Here is a 25,464-nt window from a genome sequence, read left to right as displayed (position 1 = left end):
AGCGTGGAGGGCCGATCATCGGCGCCCCGCCGGTGGCCCGGAGGAAGGGACCTAATGCGCGTTCGCGCCGCAGTCACCGCAGTTGCCCTCCTGCCCATTCTCACCGCCGCGCCGGCGCTGGCCGTCGCGAACGGCTCCGACGTCCCGGCCGGCCAATTCGGCTTCACCGCGAAGCTGGCCATGGCGAGCATTCCGCGCCCGGACGGCAGCACGTATTCGAGCTACTGCTCCGGCTCGCTCGTCGCCCCGCAGTGGATCCTCACCAACGGCCACTGCTTCCACGACGTGAACCGCAACCGCGTGTCCGGCCCGGTGCCGTACCCGACCACCGTCACGCTCGGCCTGGTCGACGAGGCGAAGGAGAAGGGCCTCACGCGCAAGGTGACCGACGTGCTGCAGTCCAGCGTCAACGACACCGCGCTGGCACACCTCGACAGCCCGGCCACCGGCGTCACCCCGTTGACCCTGAACCGCTTGGTCCCGGGCACCGGGCAGAGCCTCACCCTGGCCGGCTGGGGCAGCACCACGGCGAAGAACCCGGCGCCATCGGCCAAGCTGCAGCAGGGCACCGTCGAGGTGGCGAACGTCGCCCCGACCACCATCGGCGTTCGCGGGGTCAGCCCGGCCACCACGACCAGCGCGTGCACCTACGACGCCGGCGCGCCGTACTTCGTCCCGTCGGGCTCGGGCGGCCAGCTCATCGCGGTCGAGATCACCGGCCCGGACTGCCCGCACGCCAGCGCGGAACTCACCGCCCGCGTCGACGTCATCGCGGACTGGGTCGCCGACCACACGAAGTGAGTACCGTGGAGGACACTGACGGGAATCGTCGACCCGAGGAGCGCAGATGCCCGAGCCGATCCTGACCGCCGTCGCCACCACGCTCGCGACCAAGGCCGCCACCGGCCTGTACGAACTGGTCAAGCGCAAGTTCTCCGGCGACAGGAAAGCGGTCGCGGAGCTGGAGGCGGCCAAGCCCGAGGACCCGGCGACGATCGCGGCCCTCGCCGAGCGCCTGGACCGGGAAAGCCAGGCGGACCCGGCGTTCAAGGCCGCCCTGCACGCCGAGTTCGAAGTCCACCAGGACGCTCGCGGCGGCAGCGTGAACAACCACGTGGGCACCGTGGCCGAAGGGGCCAAGGTCGTCCAGCTACGTGACGTACACGGCAACATCAGTTTGTGAGCCGCACGGAGAGCAATCGCTAGGATTGCTCTCCGTGCCCTCTCCGTCGATCCCCGTGCCGCCGCGCTGGCGCACCGTGGCCACGGAACGGACCCTGCTGGCGGTAGTCCACAACGTCACCGCCGCCACTCGTTTGCTGGACGTCCTGACGCTCTTCGCCGGGGACCCACGGATCCAGACGGTGTTCACCTGCTCGGGATCGAGCGCGTTCACCCGTGGCACCGAGGAATTCCTGGCCGCTCGCGGTATCCCGCTCCTGCCGTGGCCGGAGGCGATCCGCGGGGAGTTCGACTGGGCTCTGGCGGCGAGTTATGGTGGCGACCTGCATGAATTGCGCGCGCCGTTGACGGTGGTGCCGCACGGAATGGGTTACAATAAATTCTTGGAAACCGGAAACCGGAAACCGGAAACCGGAAACCGGAAACCGGTCTTCGGGCTTTCCGAGCCTTGGCTGATGCATCGGGGCGAGGTCGTCCCCCGGCACATCGTGCTCTCCCACCGGGAGCAGCTGGACCGGCTCCGGCAAAGCTGTCCACCAGCGGCGGAACGAGCAGTCGTCGCAGGCGATCCCTGCCTGGACCGGTTGCGAGCCAGCAAGCCACTGCGGGAAACCTACCGGCAAATGCTCGGCGTCCGACGTGGCCAGAAACTGGTCCTCGTCTCGTCCACCTGGGGCGCCGAATCCCTGTTCGGCCAAGCCCCTGACCTCCCGGCGAAAATCGCCCGGGAGTTACCGGTCGACGAATTCAAGACCGTGCTCGCCTTGCACCCGAACATCAGCCAGGGACATTTCCCCTGGCAGCTACGAATGTGGCTGGAGGATTGCCGCCGTAGCGGGGTAGTAGTCCTGCCGCGCGAAGAACTGTGGCAACCGGCAGCCGTCGCGGCGGACGTGACCATCGGGGATCAAGGATCGGTGACCTTCTACTCCGCCTGCCTCGGCACCCCGATCCTGCTGGCCACTGCTCCGCAGGAGACTGTCGATCCCGCCTCCCCGATCGCCGCGCTGCTGCGAGCCGCGCCCGAGCTGAAGGCCGACCACCTCGCCGACCAGCTCACCGAGGTCATCGCCCACCCACCCCCACTAGACGCGGTGACCGCACTGGCCACGAGCGCCCCAGGCGAATCCGCGGCCCGCCTCACCGAACTCGGCTACCAGGCGCTTCGCCTGTCCCCGACGGAACGCACACCCGTACTCACCACGTTCCCGCTGCCGCAGATCCCGGACAGCCAGGCCTGCGCACACTGGGTGAGCGTCGTCGAAGATCAGGTCGTCCGCCATGCGGCGAACAGCGCCGCGATCCCTCCACAGACACACCTGGTAGTCACCACCGACGCGCCGGACCCACGGCTGCTGGAACAGGCGAGCGTGGTCCTCGGCGACCGCGTGCCGGACCCAGTCCGCTGGATCGTGCAGACCCTGACCTCGCTGCCCGGTTGCCAATGGGTCGCCTGCCCAGCCGAAACAGGCTGGCTCACGGGTAACCGCGACGGGCGGCTGGTGCGGTTCACCACCCCGGAGCTACCCGAGGTGGTCCCGTCACTCCTGTACCTCCGCGACGGCGAAATCCCCGCGGAACTCAGTTTTGTCGCCGCCGGCGTCCGGCACGAGGTACAGCTGAGCGTGGTCAAGGACGGGGCTCGTCCAGCCACTCCATGATGTCGAGCGCGTCGGCGGTGTATCCCTGCAACCGGGCCACGTTCAGCGCGTCCTCGGCGTGTGCCCGTGCCGTTTTCTCGTCGCCCTGAGCGAGCTTTGCCTCCGCGAGCGTGCGCCCGGCCATGATGCGCTCGCGGTGCCATCCGCCGTCCACGGCGAGGTCGACAACCTCCAGCAACCGGAAAATCCCGTCGTCGAGGGCGCCGTCCTCAACGGCTTTCCGCCCACGCCACAAAAGGATCTTCACCCGGTTGCCGGGCTCGCTGTCCAGGACGCTCGCGGCCTGATCCAGCAGACCGGCCGCCTCCTCGGGACGCCTGACCTTCGCCAGATGCATCCGGGCCAACGCCAGCCGACGCTTCTTGCCCAGCTGCTCCGCAAGGTCAAGGTTGAGCCGCAACTGCTCTTCCGCCGCGATGAGGAGCTGCCCTGCCTCTTCCGGCTGCGCATGAGTGGACGCCTCGAAGTACGCCAGCCCCAACGATTCCACCGCCGTCGCCCGGGCGTCCGCCGACTGCGCCAGCTCGGCCAGCTCCGCGGCGCGGCCATGGTGCTCGTACGCACTCGCCCAATCCCGGCGCTGCACCGCGGCGAACCCCAGCTGCGTCAGCATCAGCGCCTCGGCGAGCGGGGAGTTCCAGGCCCGCGCGGCGGACGCGGCGTCCCGGTTGACCGCGACCATCTCGGCCGGGTGACCGCCGTCCTTGTGCACCGCCCACAATGCGAGCGCCAGCCGGCAGACGTCCTCGAGCGCTCCCTCCTGGTACGCGGTTTCCGCCGCGGCCACGAGGTTCAGCCGTTCGGTCCGGAGCCACTTCAGCGCGTCGTCCTGGTTACGCCCGTCTGGCTCGAACCCGGGCCAGAGCTGCTCGGCCCAGCCCCGTTTCAGCGCGCTCTCGGCGATGGCGAGGGCAGTCTGCGCGTAGTGCGCCACCACCTTCGCCGACAGGTCCTCCGCCAGGGTGGCGGCGTGCAGCCGGGCCAGCTCGGCCATGCGGTACCGGTCGGCGCCCATCGACTCGACGAGTTTGGCGCGCACGAGGTGGCCGAGCGCGTCTTCGGCGTCGTCGATGTCCAGGTCCAGCAGGGCCATCAGGGTTTCCAGGGCCGCGTCACCGTCGCCGGGGTGCGCGCCGAAAACCCGGTAGCAGGCCTGCGCGTCCTCGGGCAGCCGGTCGTACGCGACGTCGAACACCGGGCTCGCGAGGCTGCCCTTGCGGCGGATCCGGCCGATCAGCCGTTCCAGCGTCCAGTTCGGCGATTCGGCCAGCATCGCGCCCGCGACCGTCAGCTCGGCCGCGGACCCGGCGCAGATCCGCAGCAGGGCCTCGCGCTGCTCCGGCTCGGCGTCAAGCCGCTCGATCCCCACCAGCTCGGCGAGCACGCCGTGGGCCGCTTCGTCGCTCAGCGGGTCCAGCTCCACTTCCTGCGCGGAATGCCGGGTCTTCAGCTCGGTCAACCGACCCGCCTCGACCACAAGCACCATCGACCCCGCCCCGGCCGGCAGGAGCGCCTGCACTTCCGCGGCGCTCATCGCGTCGTCGACCAGCAGCGCGAGCCGATGCTTCCCGGTCCAGGCCCGCCACATCGCGGACCGCCCCTCCAGACTCTGCGGCCACTGCTCCGGCGTATACCCGGCGAGCGCCAGGAGATCGGCGAGCACATCCGTCACCGGACGACGCCCCAGCCGCACCGGGAAAACCCCGTCGTCGAACAACTCCTGGTTGCGGAACGCCCAGCATTCGCACAACGTGCTGCGCCCGCTGCCCGGCGCCCCCCGCACGATCGCGATCCCCACCCCGCCCCCGGCCTCGGCCCGCACCCGGCTCAACTCGGCCAGCTGCCGCTCGTTGTTCCGGTAATGCCGCGGCGGCTCCAGCACCTGCACCGGCGGCACCACCTGCGCGGCCGGCGCGTTGAAGTGGACGCCGCCGTAGACGTCACGGCCCTGGAACACACTGCCGGCCGACCCGTCGAAGAAGTTTCCCTCGCTCATCGCTCCCCAACTCCGAACTCGTCCGCCCAGGCTACCCGAGCTGTCACAATCCGTGTTGATCTCTTCACCGACTGACGGGAGGTAGTATTCGGCCGGTCGTTTCGAGAACGGGTTTGGTAGAATTAAATGGAGCAGCAAAGCAGCAAAGCAGCAAAGCAGCAAAGCAGCAAAGCAGCAAAGCAGCAAAGCAGCAAAGCAGCAAAGCAGCAAAGCAGGTGGCAGACGTTCGAACCGATCGTGGTCCTCTGCGTCGTGCGGACCTGGACCTCGGCGATCAAGCTGTTCGAAATCTGCCGGACTTTTCGAGACGATCTGCGAATCCGCTTTGTTTTCACCGTCGACAACGGATCCGAATTCAGTAGCGGGGTCGAGGAGCTGCTGTCCGGCACCGGAGTCCGGCGGCACTCCTGGGACGAGATCGCGGACCTGGACTACGCCCTGACCCTGACCGCGAGCGAGAGCATCGATTTCGCCCGGCTGCGCGGACCGGTCCTGGTCCTCCCGCACGGAGTCGGTTTCCACAAGTACGTGCCCGATTCCGAAACCGACGACGATCGGCTGTCCGGCCTGGTTCCCGAAACGGCAGTGAAATCCGGCCAGGTGCGGATGATCATTTCCCACCCGGCCCAGGAAGAACAGCTTCTGGCCGCCAATCCGGCCACCGCCGGGACGACAGCGCTGATCGGCGATCCCCAGTTCGAGCAGCTGCTGGACAGCGCCGGCCACCGCGAGCACTACCGGCGGCTCCTCGGCGTCGGCGATCGACGTTTTGTGCTGCTGAGCTCGACGTGGGGACAGGGCTCGCTGATCGGGACCCGGCCTCGGCTGCCCGCGGAGATCCTCGCGGCCATGCCACACGACGAAACCGCCGTCGGGCTGGTGCTGCACCCCAACATCTGGTCCCGCTACCGGCCGTTCCAGGTGCACGCCTGGTTCGCCGCGGCCGAGGAGGCCGGGCTGCTCGTCTTCCCGCCGGAGCTGGGCTGGCAGGCGGCGCTCGTCGCGGCGGACCTGGTGGTCGGCGACCACGGTTCGGTGAGCCTGCTGGCCGCGGCCGCCGGAAAACCGGTGCTGCTCGCGGCCTCCGGCGCCGAGGTCGTGCCCGGCACCAGCGCCGAGCTGCTCTGCGAACGCGCCACCCGGCTGCGCCGCGATGAGCCGCTGCGTCCCCAGTTGGAAGAAGCCGGATCGGAGCCGTGGCAGGAACTCCTCGCCGAGGGGACTTTCGCGCACACCCAGGGCTCGCTCGCACGGCTACACGCGCTGGTCCACGAAACGCTCGGATTGCCCCCACTGCCGGCCCCGAAACTGCGCGCCGCCGACCCGGAGGTCCGCCCGTCACCAGTGCTGGCGTTCGTCACCTACCCGGATTTCACCGGCACCGACGCCGTCACCCTCCACCGTTTTCCCCGTTCGGTCGAGCAGTGGCAGCCCGAAACCGACCGCGCGCCCGGCGACCTGCGGCACACGGTCGTCGACGAACGCGAGACCAACCTCGGCCGGATCGGCAACGCCACCGTGCTGGTCCGATCCACAGTGGACAACGATCCGGAACAGTGGTGCCAGGCGACGCTGCGCCGTTACCCGCACTGCGAGCTGGCTGCGGCCGCGGCTCCTGACGGCTGTATCGCCATGGCCCCCAATGGCGAAACCGTCACGGTGACCGGAACAGCCGACACCGCCGCATTGGCCTCGACGCTCTACGCCTGCCGGGACACCGCGGACCGCACCGTTTCACTACGCCTGGGCAGCACCGTCACCACGGTTGTCATCCGGCACTGACCGCGCCAGCTGACCGGCCCGGAGGCTGCCGAGCCGCCGGTACAGCTCGATCGCCCGCTCGAGATGCACCCGGGCCCGGTCCGGTTCGCGTTCGGCCAGCTCCCGGTACAACAGCTCCCGAGCCTCGGCTTCATAGGAATACAGCTCGCTGTCGCCCAGGAACTTCGCGGCTTCCTCCACCGCTTCGAGCCCCTGCGGCCGCGAAAGCTTCAGCCGCAGCTTCCCGATGGCCAGCAACGCGCGCGCCGCCATCCGCGGATCGCCGTTGGCGGCGAACCATTCGTGCGCCGTCTCGAGTTCGGCCAGCCCGGCCTCGTCGGCGAGCGAATCGCCGAGGAACATCCGGGCCAGCGCGACTCCTCGCAGCTCACCGGCCTGCTCGTTCAGCTCGACCGAGCGCCGGTACGCCGCCTGCGCCGCTTCCGGGTGCCCGGACTTGTCCAGGTAACGACCCTGGAACTCACGCACGGAAGCCCGCAGCACCAACGGTCCCTCGCGATCGGCCAGCTCGATCGACCGGTTCACCAGCTCTTCGGCCTCCGCGAACCGCTCCAGGTCCGACAACGGCCCGGACGCGACACTCGAAAGCCTCGCCTCGGCCGCGACGTTGCCCGCCGCGCGCGCCGCCTCGGCCCCGTGGAGGGCGACCTGCAGCGAATCGGCGTGCCGCTTGCGGTTGAAGTAGTACGCCGTGAGCGATTCCGCGAGCTGCCAGGCCGGGTCCGGCAGCCCGATCTCCATCGCGATCGCCTGCATCTCGTGCAGCGTCCGCCGGTGTAGCTCGAACCAGGCCAGCCCCTGGGCGTTCCGTTCTTTCTTCGTCCCGGTGAACGGGTCCACGGTCTCCGGCGGCGCCGCCGCCACCCGGAACCGCTCCCCCATCACCGCGACATCCGCGTGGTAGGCCACGTCACGGAAATCCCGGACCACCCGTCGCAAGGCTTCCTGCTGTTCCTCGACGTCGGCCCGCGCCGCGCACGCTCGAGCGTGATCGCGCACCAGCGGATGCAGGACGTACTGGCCGTCCTGTTCGTCGAGGATCCGGAGAGAAACCAGCTCGGCCAGCGCATCGGAGACTTCAACCGAATCGCGCGCGGCCAGCACCCCGGCCGTCTCGACCGAAATCCCGACCGCCGGGTACGCGCCGAGGAGCCGGTACATCCGCTGCGCCTCGGGGCCGGCCGCCTGGTAGGTGGCTTCGAACACCGACTCCCCCTTCTTACTGCCCTGCCACACCCGGGTCAGCTCGTCCCGCGATTTCCGGAGCCGCTCGCGCAACGACTCCAGCGTCGGGCTGTGCCTGGCCAGAAGGAGGTTCGCCGCCTGCTCCAGCGCCTGCGGCAACCCGCCGCAGTGCGCGAGCACCTCGTCGCCGGCGTCGATTTCCACGCCGCTGAACCACCCGAACAACTCGGCAGCCTGCTCCGGGGTGATGAGTGGCTCCAGCTTGATCGTCTCGCCGCCGACGGCCCGAACCCGTACCTGCGCCTCCACCCGTCCGGCGGCCAGCACCACACTGCCCTCGCCGCCAGGCAACAGCGCCAGAACCTGCTCCGCCTCAGTCACGTTCTCTATCAGCAGAAGACAATCCCGCTCCGCCGACCGGCTACGCCACCACGCCGGCAGCTCCGAATCCGGCGGCATGACCTGCTCGTCGACCCCTACCGACCGCAGCAACCCCCGCAAGGCGGACGAAACCACCTGCTCCCCGTCACCCAGCCCAGTCGACAAATCCACATATAACTGCCCACCAGCAAACCCAGGCGCCAGCTCCCGGCCCACATACCGAGCCACCGCCCGCCGCCCGACCCCACTCAACCCGTCAAGCACAACCAGCGGCGCCGACCCCTCCACGCAAGCCCGAATCTCCCGATCCCGCCCCACCAGCCGCCCCACCGCCCGAGGCAACTCCCGCGGAACCACCGCCACCGGCCCGGCATTCACCGTCACCGACCCGATGCTCCCGGCCTGCACCACCGACCCGCCAGACACCTGACCGATCTCGTTGCGCCCCTCCACGCAGCCACCCCTCACACTAAGTGACCACCACTCTACCGAGACCCCCGTCACAAAAACACCCAGCAAGAACCCCACAAACCCCCTCGGGCGCAGGCGCTCCGCGCCTCATGCCCTCACCAGGCAAGGGCGCCCCGCGCCCAATGCCGGACCCAGCCCCGCTCACCTGCTTCACCTCGGGCGCAGGCGCTCCGCGCCTCATGCCCTCACCTCACGCACGGGCGCTCCGCGCCCTACGCCGGCCACGCTGGTTCCGCCACCTGCCGCACCGTGGGGGTCCGGGGGCTCGGCCCCCGGGGCGAGGAACTCCCTCCCCAACGGGAAGAGGCCCCTTCCGCTCTAGCGGGAGGGGCCTCTGAACACCGGTGGGCGAGGAGGGAGTTGAACCCTCACGTCCTTTCGGACACACGGACCTGAACCGTGCGCGTCTGCCATTCCGCCACTCGCCCGAGTTGCTTCTCTCTGACAGCCAGCAAAGCTTAGCAGCCGGTTTTCACGGGTTTCAGCGGGGGCCGTGTCGAGGCTTCCTCCCCCGGATAGGATCGGGGCGGAAGCACACGTGTGAGGAGGTAGTCCCCGGTGGGTCGCGTAGAGCGCTTCGACAGGCGACTCGAGAACCTCGTGGGGAATACCTTCGCGCGCATGTTCGGTGGCAACGTCGTCACGCAGGAAGTGGCGGTGGCGCTCGAGAGGGAAGGCGAGGAGAACGTTCGTGAGCTGGCAGGCGGCCGGCAGCTCGCCCCGAATCACTACATCGTGTCCTTGGGGCAAGCTGACCACGAACGCATGGCCGGCGACGAGCAGCGGGTCACCGGGGTTCTCGCGAAAGCCGTGGCGGAACACCTCGCCGAGCACGGCTGGGACACCTATGGTGACGTCGTCGTATCACTCGAGCGCAACGAGGCGCTGCATACTGGACAGTTCAAGACCCGTTCGTCCGTCGATCCCGACGCCCGCGCGAGTGGGGCCGGTGGCTCGTCACGGTCGGCACGACCCAGCAACGCAGGAGACCCAGCAATGAGCCAGCCCCCCGGCTACGGCCAATACGACCAGGGTGACCCGTACGGCCAGCAGGGCCAGTACGGCTACGGACAGCAGGGTGGCCAGCAGCCCGGGTACGACCAGGGTTACGGCCAGCAGGGCGGCTATGACCAGCAGGGTTACGGCCAGCAGCAACCCGGCTACGACCAGTACGGCCAGCCTCAGACGGGCGGTCAGCAGCAGCCCGGCTACGACCAGGGTTACGGCCAGCAGCCCCAGGGCGGCGGTTACGACCAGGGCTATGGCCAGCAGCCGCAAGGCGGCGGTTACGACCAGGGTTACGGCCAGCAGCCCCAGGGCGGCGGCTATGACCAGGGTTACGGCCAGCCCCAGCAGGGCGGCTACGACCAGCAGGGTTACGGCCAGCAGCAGCCCGGTTACGACCAGTACGGCCAGCCCCAGCAGGGCGGCGGCTACGACCAGTACGGCCAGCAGGCGGCGTACGGCCAGCCGGCGGCGGACCCGTACGCCCAGGGCGGCTACGGCCAGCCGGGTGCTCCCGCGGCGGGGCGCGCGCTGGCGGCGAGCCTTCAGCTCGACGACGGCTCCAACCGCACCTACTCGCTCAAGCAGGGCGGGAACGTGGTGGGCCGGGGCCAGGACGCCGACTTCCGGCTGCCCGACACCGGCGTCTCGCGCCGGCACCTGGAGATCACCTGGGACGGCCAGAGCGCGACGCTCGCCGACATCGGTTCCACCAACGGGACCACGGTGAACGGCACTCCGGTACAGACCTGGCAGCTCGCCGACGGCGACGTGATCCGGGTGGGGCATTCCTCACTGGTCTTCCGAACCCAGGGCTGACCGACCGACGGTGACGGGGTTCCCGCAGAATTGTCTTGCGGGGGGAACCGCGGTGCGCGCGCACCGCGGCTTGCAGGCAGAGTCGGGAGCGGACACAACAAGTGCCAGAGCTGGTCGTTCAACTCACCAGAGTGGGCTTTCTCGTGCTGCTCTGGCTCTTCGTGTTCGCCGCACTGCGGGTGGTGCGCTCGGACCTGTACGCCGCTTCGGGCCTGCGGGTCCAGGTGCCGACTTTCCGTCGTAACAAAGAGAAGAAGCCGCGGGGCAGCAAGTCCCCGCAACAGCTGCTCGTGACCCACGGGGCGCTGACGGGCACCCGCATCGCGCTCGACGGGCGGCCGATCCTGATCGGCCGCGCGGACGACTCGACGCTGGTGCTCGACGACGACTACGCGTCGACCCGGCATGCCCGGATCGCCCTGCGCGGTGAGGATTGGTACGTGGAAGATCTGGGCTCGACGAACGGGACCTACCTCGACCGGGCTAAGGTCACTGCACCCCTCCGGGTCCCGCTCGGAGTCCCCATCCGGATCGGCAAGACGGTGATCGAGCTTCGCCCATGACTCTCGTCCTCCGCTACGCAGCCCGCAGCGACCGTGGCCTGGTTCGTTCGAACAACCAGGACTCCGTGTACGCCGGCCCCCGCCTGCTCGCGCTCGCCGATGGAATGGGCGGCCACGCGGCCGGTGAGGTGGCCAGCAAGGTCGTCATCGCCTCGCTCGCCCCCCTCGACGACGACGAGCCGGGCGACGACCTGCTCGCCCAGCTCCGGGAGGCGGTGTCTAACGGCAACGGCGCGATCGCCGAACTCGTCTCCCAGGACCCGGACCTGGACGGCATGGGCACCACGCTCACCGCCGTCCTGTTCGCCGGCACCCGCCTCGGGCTGGTGCACGTCGGCGACTCCCGGGCGTATCTGCTGCGCGGGGGGCAATTCGCGCAGATAACCCGTGACGACAGCTTTGTGAACGAGCTGCTGGAGCAGGGCCGCATCACGCCCGAGGAGGCGGCGGTGCACCCCCAGCGGTCGCTGCTGCTCAAGGCGCTGACCGGCCACGAGGTCGAGCCGAGCCTGACCGTGCGCGAGGCGCGCGCCGGCGACCGGTACCTCATCTGCTCCGACGGCCTGTCCGGCATGGTCTCCGACGAGACCATGGCCGAGGCCGTGCTGATCAAGGACCCGCAGGACTGCGCGGACCGGATGATCGAGCTGGCGCTCAAGGGCGGTGGCACGGACAACGTCACCGTGATCATCGCCGACGTGGTCGACGTCGACTTCGGCGAGGACGCCCCGATCGTGGGCGGCGCCGCGGGGGACGGCAGCGACGAGCGGCACCAGGGTGATTCGCCCGCCGCGCGCGCCCGGGCGCTGACCCAGCCGCCGCCTCCGCAGCGGACCGAGCCGCAGCAGCTCGAAGAGGACCCGAAGGCCAAGCGCCGCAAGCGGTTCCGCTGGCTGGTCGGCATCGTGGTGGTGCTGGTCGTGCTGGCCGCGGCCGCGATCGCGACCCGGTATTTCGTGCTCAGCCAGTATTACGTCGGCGAGGGGCCGGACGAGGAGGTCGTGATCTACCGCGGCGTCCCCGGCAGCATCCTCGGCATCCAGCTGCACAGCTTCGAGCAGGGCTCGTGCCCGCCGGGCCAGCTGTGCACGGACAAGCTGCGCGTCCCGGCCCTGCAGGAGGACGCGCGCATCGCGGTGCGCAACGGCGTCAAGCGCGACAGCCTGGACGACGCGCGGAAGTACATCGACGACTTCCTGCGCCTGAACAAACAGCTGAGCGACTGCAAGCCGGTCGCGCCTCCGGGCAGCGCTTCGGGGGTGCCGACGGCGCCCGGCGGCCCGCCCTCGCCGAGTACTTCCCCGTCGGCCCCGGCCGGCAGTGTGTCGGCGTCGGCGAACCAGCCTGCGGGGAGGGACTGCTCGACGTCGAGTACGGCGCCGACAGGAGGCGGTAACTGATGGGCCAGCCGTTGGCCGACCCGGTGTCCGCCCAGTTCGCGACGAATCCGCCGCGCGAACTTCCCACGCGGCGGGGCACCGAGTTGCTGCTGCTGGCCTTCGCGGCCTTCATCGTCACCCTCGCGCTGGTGATCGTGGAGGCCAATCAGGAGCAGGAGCTGACGCTCTCGATCCTGTGGCTCGGCCTGTCCTACCTGGCCATCCTGACCGTCGCGCACCTCGCTGTGCGCCGCTGGGCGCCGTACGCCGACCCGGTGCTGTTGCCGTGCGTCGCGCTGCTGAACGGCATCGGGCTGGTGATGATCCACCGCATCGACCTGGCCCAGGCCGAGAAGGCGCTGCAGGCGGGCAAGCCCTTCAACCCGGCGGTCAGCAACCAGGTGCTGTACACGGTCATCTCGCTGGTGCTGTTCGTGGTCGTGCTGATCGTGGTCCGGGACCACCGCACGCTGACCCGGTACGGCTACACCGCGGGCCTGCTCGGCATCGTCGCGCTGGCCCTGCCCGCGCTGCTGCCCTCCAGCCTCTCCGAGGTCAACGGCGCGAAGGTGTGGATCCTGCTCCCGGGGCTGTTCTCGATCCAGCCCGGCGAGTTCGCGAAGATCCTGCTGATGATCTTCTTCGCCTCGTTCCTGGTGTCGAAGCGCGACCTGTTCATGGTGGCGGGCAAGAAGTTCCTCGGGGTGGAGCTGCCGCGCGCGCGTGACCTCGGCCCGATCCTGATCGCCGCGGTGGCCAGCGTCGGCATCCTGGTGTTCGAAAAGGACCTCGGCACCTCGCTGCTGTACTTCTGCGTCATCCTGGTCATGCTCTACGTCGCGACCGAGCGCGTGATCTGGGTCGTGGTCGGCCTGAGCTTCTTCGCCGCGGGCTGCGTGATCGCCTACAACCTCTTCACCCACGTGCAGCAGCGGGTGGAGAACTTCCTGGACCCGCTAGGCCCGCGGTACGACGCCAAGGGCGGCTCGTACCAGCTCGCGCAGGGCCTGTTCGGCCTCGGCACCGGCGGGGTCGGCGGCACCGGCCTCGGCGCCGGCCGGCCGGACATCGTGCCGGAGGCGAGCAGCGACTTCATCACCGCGTCGATCGGCGAGGAGCTGGGCTTCATCGGCCTCGCCGCCGTGCTGATGCTGTACTTGCTGCTCGCGATGCGGGGCATGCGCAGCGCGCTGGCCGTGCGCGACACGTTCGGCAAGCTGCTCGGCGGCGGCCTCGCCTTCACCATGGTCATGCAGATCTTCGTGGTCGTCGGCGGCGTCACCGCGCTGATCCCGGAGACCGGCATCACCGCGCCCTTCCTGTCCCAGGGCGGTTCTTCGCTGCTGGCGAACTACATCCTCGTCGCACTGCTGCTGCGAATATCGGACGCGGCGCGCCGGCCTGCCGCGCGCCCGAAGCCGCAACCGCAGCCCCAGGCCCCGCTCGCGGAGGCGCACACCGTGCTGGTGCAGCGCCCGCCGGCCGGCGGCCCCAACAACGGTGACGGGAGCACGTCGTGAACACCCCGCTGCGCAAGGTCGGGATGGCGATGCTCGTGATGATCGTCCTGCTGCTGGCCAACGACACCTACATCCAGGTGGTCAAGGCGGACGCCTACCGCACCGACTCCCGCAACCAGCGGGTGCTCTACGACGAGTACTCGCGCCAGCGCGGCCAGATCGTGGCCCCGGACGGCACCGTGCTCGCCGGCGTGCAGGCCTCGAACGACAAGTTCAAGTTCACCCGCACCTACACCGACGGCCCGATGTACGCGCCGGTCACCGGTTTCTACTCGATCAACTACGGCGCGGGCGGCCTGGAGCGCACCGAGGACGACGTGCTCAACGGCTCCGACCCGCGGCTGTTCGTGCGCCGGCTGTCGGACATGATCACCGGCCGCGACCCGCGTGGCGGCAACGTGAAGCTGACGATCGACCCGAAGGTGCAGAAGGCCGCGTACGACCTGATGACGCAGCACAACTACACCGGTGCCGTCGTCGCGATGGAGCCCAAGACCGGCCGCATCCTGGCCATGGTGTCCACGCCCTCGTACGACCCGAACAAGCTCGCGGTGCACACGCAGGACCAGACCACGGCGTACACGCAGTACTCCAAGGACCCGAAGAACCCGATGCTGAACCGGGCGATCTCGGAGACCTACCCGCCGGGGTCGACGTTCAAGCTGGTCACCGGCTCGGCCGCGCTGGCCGCCGGGATCGGCCCGGACACCCCGGTGTCCAACGCGCCGAACGTGACGCTGCCCGGCACCAACACCACGCTGGAGAACTACGCCGGCGAGACCTGCCCCGGCAACACGTTCAAGGAGGCGCTGGCGCACTCGTGCAACGTGCCGTTCGCGACGTTCGCCGGCCAGCTGGGCGCGGACAAGATGAAGGCGACCGCGGCCAACTTCGGCATCGGCCAGAACAACCTGACCGTGCCGATGAAGGTGGCGACCTCCACCGTCGGCGCGCTCGACTCGCAGGGCGCGCTGTACCAGAGCGGCATCGGCCAGCGCGACGTCCGGATCACCCCGCTGCAGGACTGCATCCTCTCCGCCACCGTGGCCAACGGCGGCATGGCGATGAAGCCGCAGCTGGTCCAGTCCATCCTGGCGCCGGACCTGTCGACGATCGAGGACACCGAGCCCGAGCAGCTGACCGGCACGCCGGCCCTGACCTCGGCGAACGCGGCGATCATGACCGACATGATGATCGCGTCGGAGAGCTTCACCGCGGGCGGCGGCAAGAACCCGGCGCTGAAGATCGCGTCGAAGACCGGCACCGCCGAGCACGGCACCGACTCGAAGAACACCCCGCCGCACGCCTGGTACACCGCGTTCGCGCCCTCGGACAACCCGCAGATCGCCGTCTCCGTCATCGTCGAGAGCGGCGGCAACCGCGGCCTCGCCGCCACCGGTGGCTCCGTGGCCGCCGAAATCGGCCGGGCCGCGATCGCCGCGCACCTCGGGGGTGGATAGCGGATGCTGTCCTCGGGTCAGCTGCTGGCCGAGCGCTACAAGCTGACGAACCGGATCGCCGTCGGCGGGATGGGCGAGGTCTGGCAGGCCAGCGACACCCGGCTCGACCGGGTCGTCGCGGTGAAGGTGCTGAAGGCCGAGCTCTCCGGAGACGCCGAATTCCTGCACCGTTTCCGCACCGAAGCGCGGATGACGGCTTCGCTCAACCACTCCGGCATCGCGGCGGTGCACGACTACGGCGAGACGGTCGACGAAGACCTCTCCATCGCGTACCTGGTGATGGAGTTCGTGGAGGGCGACCCGCTCGCGGGCATCCTGGCCAAGCACGGCCGGCTCTCCGCCGACTACACCCTCGACCTGCTCGAGCAGGCCGGCAACGCGTTGCAGGCCGCGCACGAACAGGGCTTGGTGCACCGCGACGTCAAGCCGGGCAACATCCTGGTCACCCCGGCCGGGCAGGTGAAGATCACCGACTTCGGCGTGGCCAAGGCGGCCGACGCGGCCCCGGTCACGCGGTCCGGCATGGTGATGGGCACCGCCCACTACATCGCCCCGGAGCAGGCGCTCGGCCACGACGCCGAGCCGGCCAGCGACGTCTACTCCCTCGCCGTCTGCGGGTACGAATGCCTTTCCGGGCACCGGCCGTTCCTGTCCGAGAACGCGGTGACCGTCGCGATGATGCACATCCGCGACCTCGCGCCGCCGCTGCCGCCGGACGTCCCGCCGGGCGCGCGGGCGGTCATCGAGGCGACCCTGGTGAAGGACCCGAGGCAGCGGTACGCCAGCGGCGGCGAGTTCGCGAACGCCGTCGCCGCGATCCGCGCCGGGCACCCGCTGCCGACGCCGCTGGGGCTGGTGAACGCGGCGTACGCGGCCGGCCAGGTGCCGGGTACCGCAGGGTCCGGGCCGAACCCGGTCCACCTGGCGGCGCCCATGAACCCCATCGGTCCTGGTTCCCATCCCGCACTCCCCACCGGCTCCGCCGCCGCGCCACCGAGGCCCGCGCCGCGACGGCGAAGCCAGTGGGGCTGGTGGGTCCTGCTCGCGGTGCTGCTCATCGCGGTGCTGGTGGCCGGGGCGTTCTTCATCGCGAGAGTGGTGAGCCGGGGCAACGGTCCATCAGCGGGAAGCGTGGACACAGGTGAACCGCCAGGCAGACCGGCGCCGGCCTCGCTCGCAGCGAGCGGGAAGCAAGGCCAACAAGGCATCATGACCACACCTTGGACGGAATGGAACGGCACACAGAGATGAGCACACCCAGACTGCTCTCCAATAGGTACGAGCTGGGCGACACGCTCGGCTACGGAGGTATGTCCGAGGTCCATCACGGACACGACGTGCGTCTGGGCCGGGAAGTGGCGATCAAGGTCCTGCGCGCGGACCTGGCTCGCGACCCGCAGTTCCAGGAACGGTTCCGCCGCGAGGCGCAGAACGCGGCCGCGCTGAACCACCCGGCGATCGTCGCCGTGTACGACACCGGCGAGGCCAGCACCGATGTCGGGGCCCTGCCCTACATCGTGATGGAGTACGTCGAGGGCCGGACGCTGCGCGACATCGTCAAGACCGAGGGCCCGATGTCGCAGAAGCGGGCGATGGAGGTCATGGCCGACGTCTGCGCCGCGCTGGACTTCTCCCACCGCCACGGCATCGTCCACCGCGACGTCAAGCCGGCGAACGTGATGATCACGAAGAACGGCGCCGTCAAGGTGATGGACTTCGGCATCGCGCGCGCCATGCACGACGGCCAGTCGGCCATGACGCAGACGGCGGCCGTGATCGGCACCGCGCAGTACCTCTCCCCGGAGCAGGCGCGCGGCGAAGCGGTGGACGCGCGTTCGGACGTGTACGCGGCCGGCTGCGTGCTGTACGAGCTGATCACCGGCGAGCCGCCGTTCACCGGCGACTCCCCGGTCGCGGTGGCGTACCAGCACGTGCGGGAAGACCCGAAGCCGCCGTCGTCGGTCAACCCGGCGGTGACGCCCGAGCTGGACGCCGTGGTGCTGAAGGCGCTGGCCAAGGGCCCGGCCAACCGGTACCAGTCGGCCGCCGAGATGCGCTCCGACCTCGTGCGCACGCTCTCGGGCCAGCGCCCGTCCGCGCCGATGGTGATGTCCGAGGACGAGCGCACCCAGGTGATGAACACCGACCGGCGCCAGCCCCAGCGCTACGACGAGTACGCCGAGGAGCCGGACGAGGACCCGCGCGCCAAGCGCCGTCGCCGCACGATCTTCGCGGTGGTCGCGACGCTGCTCGTGGTGGGCGTGATCCTGCTGATCCTCTGGCTGTCCACCGACCTGTTCAAGAGCACCGCCAAAACGGCCACCATCCCGCCGGTGGTGGGCCAGACGGTGAGCGCGGCGAAGGCCCAGCTCAGCGACCTGGGCTTCACGACGTACGCGGCGGCGGTCCAGGTCCAGTGCGGGGTCGCGGCGCAGCCCGGCCAGCTCAGCTGCACCGACGAACAGGTCGACCACGTCCTCGCGATCGACCCGACGGCCGGCGCCAACGTGGCGACCAGCACGGAGATCAAGCTGACGATCGGCGTCAAGCCCGGGAACACGCAGGTGCCGGATCTGAAGGGCCTGACCGCGGACCAGGCCAAGGCGGCGCTCGAGAAGGCCCAGCTGACGCTGGGGAGCACCAACACGCAGGCCGTCACCGACCCGAACGACGTCGACAAGGTGGTGCTGCAGACGCCGACCGCGAACTCGTCGACCGCGATCGGCACCGCGGTCTCGATCACGATCGGCACGCAACAGCCGCAGAAGGCGGTGCCGAACGTGGTCGGCCAGTCCTTCGACTCTGCGAAGGCCACGCTGCAGAACGCCGGCTTCAAGGTCACGCGGCAGGACCAGGACTCGACCGCGCCGAAGGACCAGGTCGTCAACCAGCAGCCCAACGGCGGCAACCTGCCGCCGGGCGCCACGGTCACCCTGATGGTGTCGAAGGGCGTGCAGCAGATCCAGATGCCGAACCTGAAGGGCCAGACCGAGGACCAGGCCACGCAGACGCTGCAGAACCTGGGCTGGCACGGCAGCATCCAGACCCAGTCGGTCCACTCCGGCACCGCCGACCCGAACACGGTGGTCAAGACGACCCCGACGACCGGGACGACGATCGCCGCCGACCAGACGATCGTGCTGTTCGTCCAGGAGGACAGCGGCAGCCCGAGCACCGGCCCGAGTACCGGCGGCGGCGGGATCTTCCCGCCTGCCGGTAACTGAAGGCCCGGGATTCCCGCCGGGAAGGTCAGGACCTGAAGGGGCCCGCACGGTTCGCCGTGCGGGCCCCTTCTTTGTCAGCGCTGTTGTCGGCGGCTAAGGCTGATCGAGGAATCCGCGGACGCTGGCGAGCACCGCGTCGGCGTCGCTGCCGGTGCCGCAGTCGAGGTCGAGCTCCTCGACGGCGCCGGAGCGTTTCACCTTGAGCCAGACCCGCTGGTCTCCGCGCCGCCGGCGCACCCAACCGAACAGGGACCGGCAGAGCGTCGACACGGAACGGCTGCTCAGCAGCACCACCACGACGTCACCGTCGGCCGCGACGGACCGTTCGGACAGCCTCACGCGATCCTTCAGCTCGTCCTCGGTCCGCAGCCAGGACGCCAGCTGTTGCAGCTCGTCCCCTGTTCCGCCCACGGTGATCGCGGCGATCCCAGCCGTCACGGCTCTCCCCTCACGGGCCCGAACAGACGGCGCGAGGGTAACCGACCCGCCCGCCTGCGAGGAAGACTTGACCACCCGTTTGCTGGATGCAAATTGCAGATTACCCACAACGGACCAGGCACCAGCCCCCACCGGACCGTGGGCGCGTCACGGAGATGGTGGGGGCTGGTGGTTCGGGGGGCGGCGGGGGCATGAGGCCAGAGAGAGTAACCCGAGCCTCCACTCAAAGGAAAGATTCAAACTGGACATTGCGAGATGCAATTTGCAGATTCACTAGAACGAGGGGCGCCCGGCTCAGGACCGGCGGGCCGCGATCCGCCCGACCGCCGCAGCGCTGACCAGCACCGCGACCACCGACGTGACCACGGCCAGCACGAGCGGGCCACCGTAGGCGTCACCGTTGGTGAGCGCCTGGATCAGGGGGTGGGCCAGCGGAACCCACTTGCCGAGCAGCACCAGCCCGAGCACGAGCACGGCCGCGAGCACCGTCCAGCCGATCCGCGAAACCAGCAGCCGCGAGCACGGCAGCCCGATCGCGATGCCCAGCAACGCGCAGGCCAGGTGGGTCAGCAGGCCGGCGCCCAGCGCGCCCCAGTGCAGCTGCCACGGCTTGACCGCCGACCAGCCGAGGGTGACCAGCGTGAGCACCGTCGAGCAGCCGGACACCGTCAGCACGGCACCACCAATGGTCCTCCGACGGCTGCCGGCGTTGCTCAGCGTGACGAGAACCTGGACCGGATCCTCGATGTCGAGCAGCGCGATCGTCAGCCAGCAGGCCACCACCATCAGCGCGCCGCCGCTCACGCCGTACAGCGGCAACGGCGGCGAACTCGGGTCGGAGTAGAGGATCACGCACAGCGCGAGGTACATGAGCAGGGCCGGCAGGTACCGCTGCGAATGGCCCAGCAGAGCCAAGTAGTACCGGCTCACGGCGAGCACGGCGCCACCTCCCGCACCGACCAGCCGCCCGACAACGCCCGCAGCAGCAGGGCGTCGGCGCTGGTCGCGTCCACGGTCAGCACGACCTGCGCCCCGTCCGCGACGACGTGGCGCACCCCGGGCTCGACGGCCCAGTCACCGCTCGGCCCGGACAGCACGATCCGCGTCGCCGGCGAGGCAGTCAGCGCCACCGGGGTGAGCCGGCCGCGCTCGATCCGGTGCACGTCGTCGGCGTACTCGCGCACCACGTCCGGCCGGTGATCGGTGAACACCACGCTCGCGCCGCGCGCCCGCGCCTGGCCCACCAGCTCGCCCAGCACCGCGTGGGTGCTGACGTCGAGCCCGGACCACGGCTCGTCGAGGATCAGCAGGTCCGGCCGTGGCAGCACCGCCTGCGCGAGGCCGACCTTCTGCGCGTTGCCTTTCGACAGCGTGCGCAGCTGCGCGTCCGAGCCGCCGACCAGCGACAACCGTTCCAGCAGCGGGTCGATTGTCGATAAATCGACCAGACCGCGAATCCGCGCCATATGCCGCAGGTACGCCCGCGCGCCGAGCCGCTGGCCGCCCGGGAACCGGTCCGGCAGGTAGCCGATGGACGGGCTGCCCTCGACGACGCCGACGCTCGCGCGCGAGATCCCCGCCATGATCCGCAGCAGGGTGGACTTGCCCGAGCCGTTCGCGCCGAGGATCCCGATCACCCGGCCCGCGGGCACGGCCAGGTCGACGCCGTCGAGCACCAGCTCGCCGCCGCCGTACCGCTTGCCGACTCCTGCGAGCCGGAGCAGCGGGGCCGTCATCACGCAGCGGCGGCCTTCTGCAACACCTGGGTGGCACGCTCCAGCTCGTCGACCAGCTGGGGATCGACCGGGTGCCCGGCCGAAGCCAGCCAGGTGGCGAGCAGCCGGTGCCCGCCCTCGGTCAGCACGGACTCGGGGTGGAACTGCACCCCCTCCAGCGGCAGCGAGCGGTGGCGCATGCCCATCACCACGCCGGACTCGGTGCGGCCGGTGATCTCGAAGACGTCCTCGGGGATCGTCTCCGGCAGCACGGTGAGCGAGTGGTAGCGGGTGGCGGTGAAGTCGTCCGGCAGCCCGGCGAGCACGCCGGCGCCGGTGTGGCGGACCTGGCTGGTCTTGCCGTGCAGCAGCTCCGGCGCCCGGTCCACAGTGGCGCCGAAGTGCACGCCGAGTGCTTGGTGGCCAAGGCAAACCCCGAGCATGGGCGTGCGCGTCTCGGCGCACTTCGCGATCACGTCGATGCTCTGGCCGGCGCGCTCGGGTGTGCCGGGGCCGGGCGAGACGAGCACCGCGTCGAACTCGGGGACGCGCTCGAGGTCGACCACGTCGTTGCGCCACACCGTGCAGTCGGCGCCGAGCTGCGCCAGGTACTGGACGAGGTTGTAGACGAAGCTGTCGTAGTTGTCGACGACGAGTACACGCATGCGCCCCAGCTTAGCGGCTCCCACCTGCTGGACCGTACGCCAGATCACAGTGAAAGTTAGGACAACCTAACTTACCGTGGCTACCGTGAGCCGATCTCTTCGCGTGGCCGTGGTGGGCGCTGGCCCCGCCGGCATCTACGCCGCCGACATCCTGGACAAGTCCGACACCGACGTGACGATCGACCTGTTCGAACGGATGCCAGCGCCGTTCGGCCTGATCCGCTACGGCGTCGCCCCCGACCACCCGCAGATCAAGGGCATCGTGACCGCGCTGCACAAGGTGCTGGACCGCCCGAACATCCGCCTGCTCGGCAACATCGACTACGGCACCGACATCAAGCTCGACGAGCTGCGCGAGTTCTACGACGCGGTGGTCTTCTCCACCGGCGCGATGGCCGACCGGCCGCTGGACATCCCCGGCGTCGACCTCGACGGCAGCCACGGCGCCGCCGACTTCGTCTCCTGGTACGACGGCCATCCGGACGTGCCGCGCACCTGGCCGCTGGAGGCGACTTCGGTCGCGGTGCTCGGCGTCGGCAACGTGGCGCTGGACGTCGCCCGCATCCTCGCGAAGACCGCCGACGAGCTGCTGACCACCGACATCCCGGCGAACGTCTACGAGGGACTCAAGGCCAGCCCGGTCACCGACGTGCACGTGTTCGGCCGCCGCGGCCCGGCGCAGGCGAAGTTCACCCCGCTGGAGCTGCGCGAGCTGGACCACTCGCCGAACGTCGAGGTGATCGTCCACCCCGAGGACATCGAGTTCGACGAGGGCAGCGTCGCGGCACTGCGGGCGTCGAAGCAGGTCGACATGGTCGTGAAAACCTTGCAGGAGTGGGCAATCCGCGACGAGGGCAGCCGGCCGAAGCGGCTGCACCTGCACTTCTTCCACTCGCCGGCCGAGGTGCTCGGCGAGGACGGCCGCGTGAGCGGCCTGCGCACCGAGCGCACGGAGTACACCGGCGACGGCAGCGTCCGCGGCACCGGCGAATTCCACGACTGGGACGTGCAGGCTGTGTACCGCGCGGTCGGCTACCTCTCGACGCACCTGCCGGAAGTCCCGTTCGACCACGTCGCCGGCGTGGTGCCGAACCAGGCCGGCCGGGTGCTGGACCTGGACGAGAACCAGCTGCCGGGCGTTTACGTGACCGGCTGGATCAAGCGCGGCCCGATCGGCCTGATCGGCCACACGAAGGGCGACGCCGCCGAGACCGTCGCCAGCCTGCTGGCCGACGCCGACACCCTGGCCGCCCCGAAGTACAGCTCCCCCGACGCGATCCTCGACTTCCTCGCCGCCCGCGGCATCCCGTTCACCACCTGGGACGGCTGGGCGAAGCTGGACGCGCACGAGAAGTCGCTCGGCGAGCCGCACGGGCGCGAGCGCGTCAAGGTCGTGGAGCGCGAGGAGATGATCCGGGTCTCGCGCGGCTGACCTGCTCGTGAGTGTTCATGACGGTTCTAACCGGCATGAACACTCACGAGCCTCAGCCGGCCGAGAGGTACGCGAGCACGGCCAGCACCCGGCGGTTGGTGTCGTCCGAGGCGGCGATGCCGAGCTTCGCGAAGATGTTGGCCGTGTGCTTGCCGACCGCGCCCTCGCTGAAGTGCAGGCGCGCGGCGACGGCGGCGTTGGAGCAGCCCTCCGCCATCAGCGCGAGCACCTCGCGTTCACGCGGGGTCAGCGCGGCCAACGGGTCGGAAGCGTTGCCCGCCACCAGTTTCGCGATCACCTCGGGGTCCATGGCGGTGCCCCCGGAGGCGACGCGGCGGACCGCGTCGATGAAGTCGGCGGCGTTGAACACGCGGTCTTTCAGCAGGTAGCCGACGGCGCCGGTGCCGTCGGCCAGCAGTTCGCGCGCGTACAGCTGCTCGACGTGCTGCGACAGCACCAGGATCGGCAGGCCAGGGCTCTCGCGCCGGGCCGCCAGCGCCACCTGGAGGCCCTCGTCGGTGTTCGTCGGCGGCATTCGGACGTCCACAATGGACACGTCCGGCCGGTGCTCCCGGAGCGCGGCCGCCAGCTCGGGGCCCGAGCCGACCGCGGCGACGACGTCGAAGCCGTGCGCGGTGAGCAGGTGCGTCAGGCCGTCTCGGAGGAGGTACTGGTCTTCGGCGACGACGGTTCGGGGTCGAGCTGACACGGAACCTCCACGATCGCCACGGTCGGGCCGCCCAGCGGGCTGGTGAGCGTCAACCTACCGTCGAAGCCGCCCAGCCGGCGCTCGATTCCCCGCAGTCCCGAGCCGCGCGCCGCGTCCGCGCCGCCCTTGCCGTCGTCGGCGACCTCCACGCGCAGCAGCCCGTCGCTGTGCTCCAGCGAGATCGTGACCCGCCGGGCCGCCCCGTGTTTTGCCGCGTTGCCAAGGAGTTCGCACACCGCGAAGTACGCGCACGCCTCCACCGGCTCCTCGACGCGGCCGGCCAGCGAGCCCGTGACCTCGGTTTTCAACGGGCTGTCCAGCGCCACCGCGCGCACGGCGTCCAGCAGGCCCCGCTCCGAAAGCACCGGCGGGTGAATCCCGCGCACCAGCACCCGCAGCTCCGTCAACGCCTCCGCCGACGCGGTCCGCAGGTCGGCCGCCAGCTTCTTCGCCGCCGCCGGATCGCTGTCGATCAGCGCTTCCACCGCGCCCAGCTTCATGCCCATCGCCACGAGCCGCGATTGGATCCCGTCGTGCAGGTCGCGCTCGATCCGCCGCAGCTCGGCGGCCTGCGCCACGGTGACGTCGGAGCGGGTCTGGTCCAGCCGGCGTACCCGCTGCGCCAGCCGGATCGCCTCGGTCGGGCCGAGCACCAGCCGGGCGAACCTCGCCTGCTGCCGCGCGAGCCAAGTCGTCGGCGCCAGGCCGAGCACCAACGCCGCGAGCGCCACCGGCGTGATCGCGAGCGCCGTCCCCGTACTCGTGATCGTGGGAAGGCCGATCACCTCGAAGTAGCGCGTCGAGGCCTGCTGCGCGGCCGGCCAGCCGCTGATGAACCGGCCCGCCCACAACGCCGCCAACCCGCCGATCCCCCAGAACGTCAGCACCACCGTGGGAATCAGCAGCACCGCCGAAACGAACGGCACGAGCACCGCGGCGAGGAGGTCGCGCCAGGTCGCGGGGTCGCGCAGGATCCAGCGGAACCGCGCCCGCCGCACCGGCCACCACGGCTCCTCGTACAGCTGCTTGCCCACCTGGAACAGCCCGTCGGCCCGCGGGACGGGCAGCGGCGGGGGCGGCAGGTACGGCCGGGGGATCCGGATGCCCGTCCAGTTGTGGATCTCGCGGCGGGCGGTGTCGGGCACCGCCCGGCCCGCCACCACCACCGACGGGAAGAACGGCAGGGCCACCAGCTGCGCGAACGCCAGCACGAGGTGGATCAGGCCCAGCACGAGGATCCCGATCTGGTGGCCGAGCGACTCGGAGTGCCGGTGGAGCCACCGTCCCCGCGGCCGCGCCGTCCGGGATCCCAGCCACCGTCGCGTCCACCGGCCGTAAGCCCGCAGCGCGCGGGGGCCGCACAGCACCGCGGCCGGCACGAGCACCAGCCCGGCGAGCGGATTGACCAGCTGCCACACCAGTTCCCGCCCGACCGCGGGATCCTCCAGCACCCAGTTGATCCGCCGGTTGACCCGGATCCACCACGACCGCCGGAACAGCTGGTTCCCGTCGCGGTACCAGCCGTCGCGCTCCCGTTCCGGCGCCGGCGGCTCCGGCCGGTACGGGCTCGGGACCTCGACGCCGCACCACGATCCGGCCAGCGCCCGGGTCCGCCGGGACCGCCCGCGCGCCCAGAGGATGGCCGACGGCAGGAAGAAGACCAGCCCGACGCACAGCAGCACGAACGTGACCAGCTCCACCAGCACGTCGAGCCAGCTCAGCAACGCGAGCCCGGCCAAGGCGAACGCCCGCCGCACCGCCGTCGGATACGCCATCAAGATCCCTCCTCCCACCGTGCTCAGTCTGACCGTTCGAGGCGGCGAAGCGCAGTGGCCCGAGCCTCCCGACGAGGGTGGTGCTGGACCCACCCCCGCGTC

Annotated in this window: 20 protein-coding genes and 1 tRNA gene; 12 read left to right on the top strand and 9 right to left on the bottom strand. The window is 70.2% G+C overall.

Annotated features, from left to right (window positions below):
• The first annotated feature begins 54 nt into the window (after window positions 1–54).
• From OG371_RS15725 to OG371_RS15715, 3 genes are read left to right on the top strand one after another with little or no spacing between them, the layout of a single operon-like run.
• The gene (locus tag OG371_RS15725; RefSeq protein ID WP_329069870.1) at window positions 55–801 is read left to right on the top strand and encodes a S1 family peptidase; all 747 of its coding nucleotides are present in this window, start codon (window positions 55–57) and stop codon (window positions 799–801) included.
• A gap of 46 nt (window positions 802–847) precedes the next feature.
• The gene (locus tag OG371_RS15720; protein ID WP_329069868.1) at window positions 848–1,183 is read left to right on the top strand and encodes a hypothetical protein; all 336 of its coding nucleotides are present in this window, start codon (window positions 848–850) and stop codon (window positions 1,181–1,183) included.
• A gap of 34 nt (window positions 1,184–1,217) precedes the next feature.
• Window positions 1,218–2,843 carry a hypothetical protein gene (locus tag OG371_RS15715; protein WP_329069867.1) on the top strand — a complete coding sequence of 542 codons (1,626 nt, stop codon included), beginning with the start codon at window positions 1,218–1,220 and terminating at the stop codon, window positions 2,841–2,843.
• On the opposite strand, the gene OG371_RS15710 is transcribed toward OG371_RS15715, so the two are convergent.
• Window positions 2,812–4,839: a hypothetical protein gene (locus tag OG371_RS15710; RefSeq protein ID WP_329069865.1), complete on the bottom strand. Its 2,028-nt coding sequence runs from the start codon at window positions 4,837–4,839 to the stop codon at window positions 2,812–2,814. The genes OG371_RS15715 and OG371_RS15710 overlap by 32 nt on opposite strands.
• A gap of 252 nt (window positions 4,840–5,091) precedes the next feature.
• Between OG371_RS15710 and OG371_RS15705 the strand changes: the two genes are divergently transcribed.
• Window positions 5,092–6,621 carry a hypothetical protein gene (locus OG371_RS15705; protein ID WP_329069863.1) on the top strand — a complete coding sequence of 510 codons (1,530 nt, stop codon included), beginning with the start codon at window positions 5,092–5,094 and terminating at the stop codon, window positions 6,619–6,621.
• Here the strand turns inward: OG371_RS15705 and OG371_RS15700 are convergent.
• Window positions 6,577–8,640: a hypothetical protein gene (locus OG371_RS15700; protein WP_329069861.1), complete on the bottom strand. Its 2,064-nt coding sequence runs from the start codon at window positions 8,638–8,640 to the stop codon at window positions 6,577–6,579. The two genes, OG371_RS15705 and OG371_RS15700, sit on opposite strands and share 45 nt — an antisense overlap.
• 363 nt (window positions 8,641–9,003) lie before the next feature.
• Window positions 9,004–9,086, bottom strand: a tRNA-Leu gene (locus OG371_RS15695).
• A gap of 130 nt (window positions 9,087–9,216) precedes the next feature.
• On the opposite strand from OG371_RS15695, the gene OG371_RS15690 reads away from it, so the two are divergent.
• The 7 genes from OG371_RS15690 to pknB all read left to right on the top strand — a co-directional run bounded on the left by OG371_RS15690 (window position 9,217) and on the right by pknB (window position 18,628).
• Window positions 9,217–10,482 carry a DUF3662 and FHA domain-containing protein gene (locus OG371_RS15690; protein ID WP_329069859.1) on the top strand — a complete coding sequence of 422 codons (1,266 nt, stop codon included), beginning with the start codon at window positions 9,217–9,219 and terminating at the stop codon, window positions 10,480–10,482.
• A 101-nt stretch (window positions 10,483–10,583) separates the two neighbouring features.
• Window positions 10,584–11,045, top strand: a complete 462-nt coding sequence (locus OG371_RS15685) for an FHA domain-containing protein FhaB/FipA (protein WP_329069857.1) — start codon at window positions 10,584–10,586, stop codon at window positions 11,043–11,045.
• Window positions 11,042–12,445, top strand: a complete 1,404-nt coding sequence (locus OG371_RS15680) for a PP2C family protein-serine/threonine phosphatase (RefSeq protein WP_329069855.1) — start codon at window positions 11,042–11,044, stop codon at window positions 12,443–12,445. The genes OG371_RS15685 and OG371_RS15680 overlap by 4 nt, the downstream gene beginning before the upstream one ends.
• Entirely contained in the window at window positions 12,445–13,944 is a 1,500-nt protein-coding gene (locus tag OG371_RS15675; protein ID WP_329069854.1) for an FtsW/RodA/SpoVE family cell cycle protein, read from the top strand. The genes OG371_RS15680 and OG371_RS15675 overlap by 1 nt, the downstream gene beginning before the upstream one ends.
• Window positions 13,941–15,404 carry a peptidoglycan D,D-transpeptidase FtsI family protein gene (locus tag OG371_RS15670; RefSeq protein WP_329069851.1) on the top strand — a complete coding sequence of 488 codons (1,464 nt, stop codon included), beginning with the start codon at window positions 13,941–13,943 and terminating at the stop codon, window positions 15,402–15,404. The genes OG371_RS15675 and OG371_RS15670 overlap by 4 nt, the downstream gene beginning before the upstream one ends.
• Window positions 15,405–15,407: 3 nt before the next feature.
• Complete coding sequence (locus OG371_RS15665; RefSeq protein WP_329069849.1) at window positions 15,408–16,655, top strand: serine/threonine-protein kinase; 1,248 nt, start codon at window positions 15,408–15,410, stop codon at window positions 16,653–16,655.
• Window positions 16,652–18,628 carry a Stk1 family PASTA domain-containing Ser/Thr kinase gene (gene pknB, locus OG371_RS15660; protein ID WP_329069847.1) on the top strand — a complete coding sequence of 659 codons (1,977 nt, stop codon included), beginning with the start codon at window positions 16,652–16,654 and terminating at the stop codon, window positions 18,626–18,628. Before OG371_RS15665 ends, pknB begins: the two co-directional genes overlap by 4 nt.
• Before the next feature lie 93 nt (window positions 18,629–18,721).
• Here pknB and OG371_RS15655 read toward each other — a convergent pair whose 3' ends face one another.
• The 4 genes from OG371_RS15655 to OG371_RS15640 form a co-directional block, all read right to left on the bottom strand.
• Window positions 18,722–19,066, bottom strand: a complete 345-nt coding sequence (locus tag OG371_RS15655; protein WP_329069845.1) for an effector-associated constant component EACC1 — start codon at window positions 19,064–19,066, stop codon at window positions 18,722–18,724.
• Window positions 19,067–19,360: 294 nt separating this feature from the next.
• On the bottom strand, window positions 19,361–20,005 hold the full coding sequence (locus OG371_RS15650) for a hypothetical protein (RefSeq protein ID WP_329069843.1): 645 nt from the start codon (window positions 20,003–20,005) through the stop codon (window positions 19,361–19,363).
• Window positions 19,993–20,802, bottom strand: coding sequence for an ATP-binding cassette domain-containing protein (locus OG371_RS15645; RefSeq protein ID WP_329069841.1), 810 nt, complete (start codon window positions 20,800–20,802; stop codon window positions 19,993–19,995). The genes OG371_RS15650 and OG371_RS15645 overlap by 13 nt, the downstream gene beginning before the upstream one ends.
• Window positions 20,802–21,446: an aminodeoxychorismate/anthranilate synthase component II gene (locus tag OG371_RS15640; RefSeq protein ID WP_329069839.1), complete on the bottom strand. Its 645-nt coding sequence runs from the start codon at window positions 21,444–21,446 to the stop codon at window positions 20,802–20,804. The genes OG371_RS15645 and OG371_RS15640 overlap by 1 nt, the downstream gene beginning before the upstream one ends.
• 112 nt (window positions 21,447–21,558) lie before the next feature.
• Between OG371_RS15640 and OG371_RS15635 the strand changes: the two genes are divergently transcribed.
• Window positions 21,559–22,878 carry an FAD-dependent oxidoreductase gene (locus OG371_RS15635; RefSeq protein ID WP_329073095.1) on the top strand — a complete coding sequence of 440 codons (1,320 nt, stop codon included), beginning with the start codon at window positions 21,559–21,561 and terminating at the stop codon, window positions 22,876–22,878.
• A 52-nt stretch (window positions 22,879–22,930) separates the two neighbouring features.
• Here OG371_RS15635 and OG371_RS15630 read toward each other — a convergent pair whose 3' ends face one another.
• Window positions 22,931–23,587, bottom strand: a complete 657-nt coding sequence (locus tag OG371_RS15630) for a response regulator transcription factor (protein ID WP_329069837.1) — start codon at window positions 23,585–23,587, stop codon at window positions 22,931–22,933.
• Window positions 23,527–25,362, bottom strand: coding sequence for a sensor histidine kinase (locus OG371_RS15625; RefSeq protein WP_329069835.1), 1,836 nt, complete (start codon window positions 25,360–25,362; stop codon window positions 23,527–23,529). Before OG371_RS15625 ends, OG371_RS15630 begins: the two co-directional genes overlap by 61 nt.
• Window positions 25,363–25,464 lie beyond the last annotated feature (102 nt).

The organism is Amycolatopsis sp. NBC_01480, assembly GCF_036227205.1.
Lineage (GTDB): Bacteria > Actinomycetota > Actinomycetes > Mycobacteriales > Pseudonocardiaceae > Amycolatopsis.
The sequence above is the reverse complement of the archived record's forward strand: the minus strand, read 5'-3'. Positions and strand labels throughout refer to the sequence as shown.

Bases quoted from the DNA above. Each gene is read 5' to 3' on its own strand.
- OG371_RS15645 (WP_329069841.1), bottom strand. From the start codon at position 20,802: ATGACGGCCCCGCTGCTCCGGCTCGCAGGAGTCGGCAAGCGGTACGGC.
- OG371_RS15675 (WP_329069854.1), top strand. From the start codon at position 12,445: ATGGGCCAGCCGTTGGCCGACCCGGTGTCCGCCCAGTTCGCGACGAAT.
- OG371_RS15710 (WP_329069865.1), bottom strand. From the start codon at position 4,839: ATGAGCGAGGGAAACTTCTTCGACGGGTCGGCCGGCAGTGTGTTCCAG.
- OG371_RS15640 (WP_329069839.1), bottom strand. From the start codon at position 21,446: ATGCGTGTACTCGTCGTCGACAACTACGACAGCTTCGTCTACAACCTC.
- OG371_RS15680 (WP_329069855.1), top strand. From the start codon at position 11,042: ATGACTCTCGTCCTCCGCTACGCAGCCCGCAGCGACCGTGGCCTGGTT.
- OG371_RS15665 (WP_329069849.1), top strand. From the start codon at position 15,408: ATGCTGTCCTCGGGTCAGCTGCTGGCCGAGCGCTACAAGCTGACGAAC.
- pknB (WP_329069847.1), top strand. From the start codon at position 16,652: ATGAGCACACCCAGACTGCTCTCCAATAGGTACGAGCTGGGCGACACG.
- OG371_RS15720 (WP_329069868.1), top strand. From the start codon at position 848: ATGCCCGAGCCGATCCTGACCGCCGTCGCCACCACGCTCGCGACCAAG.
- OG371_RS15725 (WP_329069870.1), top strand. From the start codon at position 55: ATGCGCGTTCGCGCCGCAGTCACCGCAGTTGCCCTCCTGCCCATTCTC.
- OG371_RS15625 (WP_329069835.1), bottom strand. From the start codon at position 25,362: ATGGCGTATCCGACGGCGGTGCGGCGGGCGTTCGCCTTGGCCGGGCTC.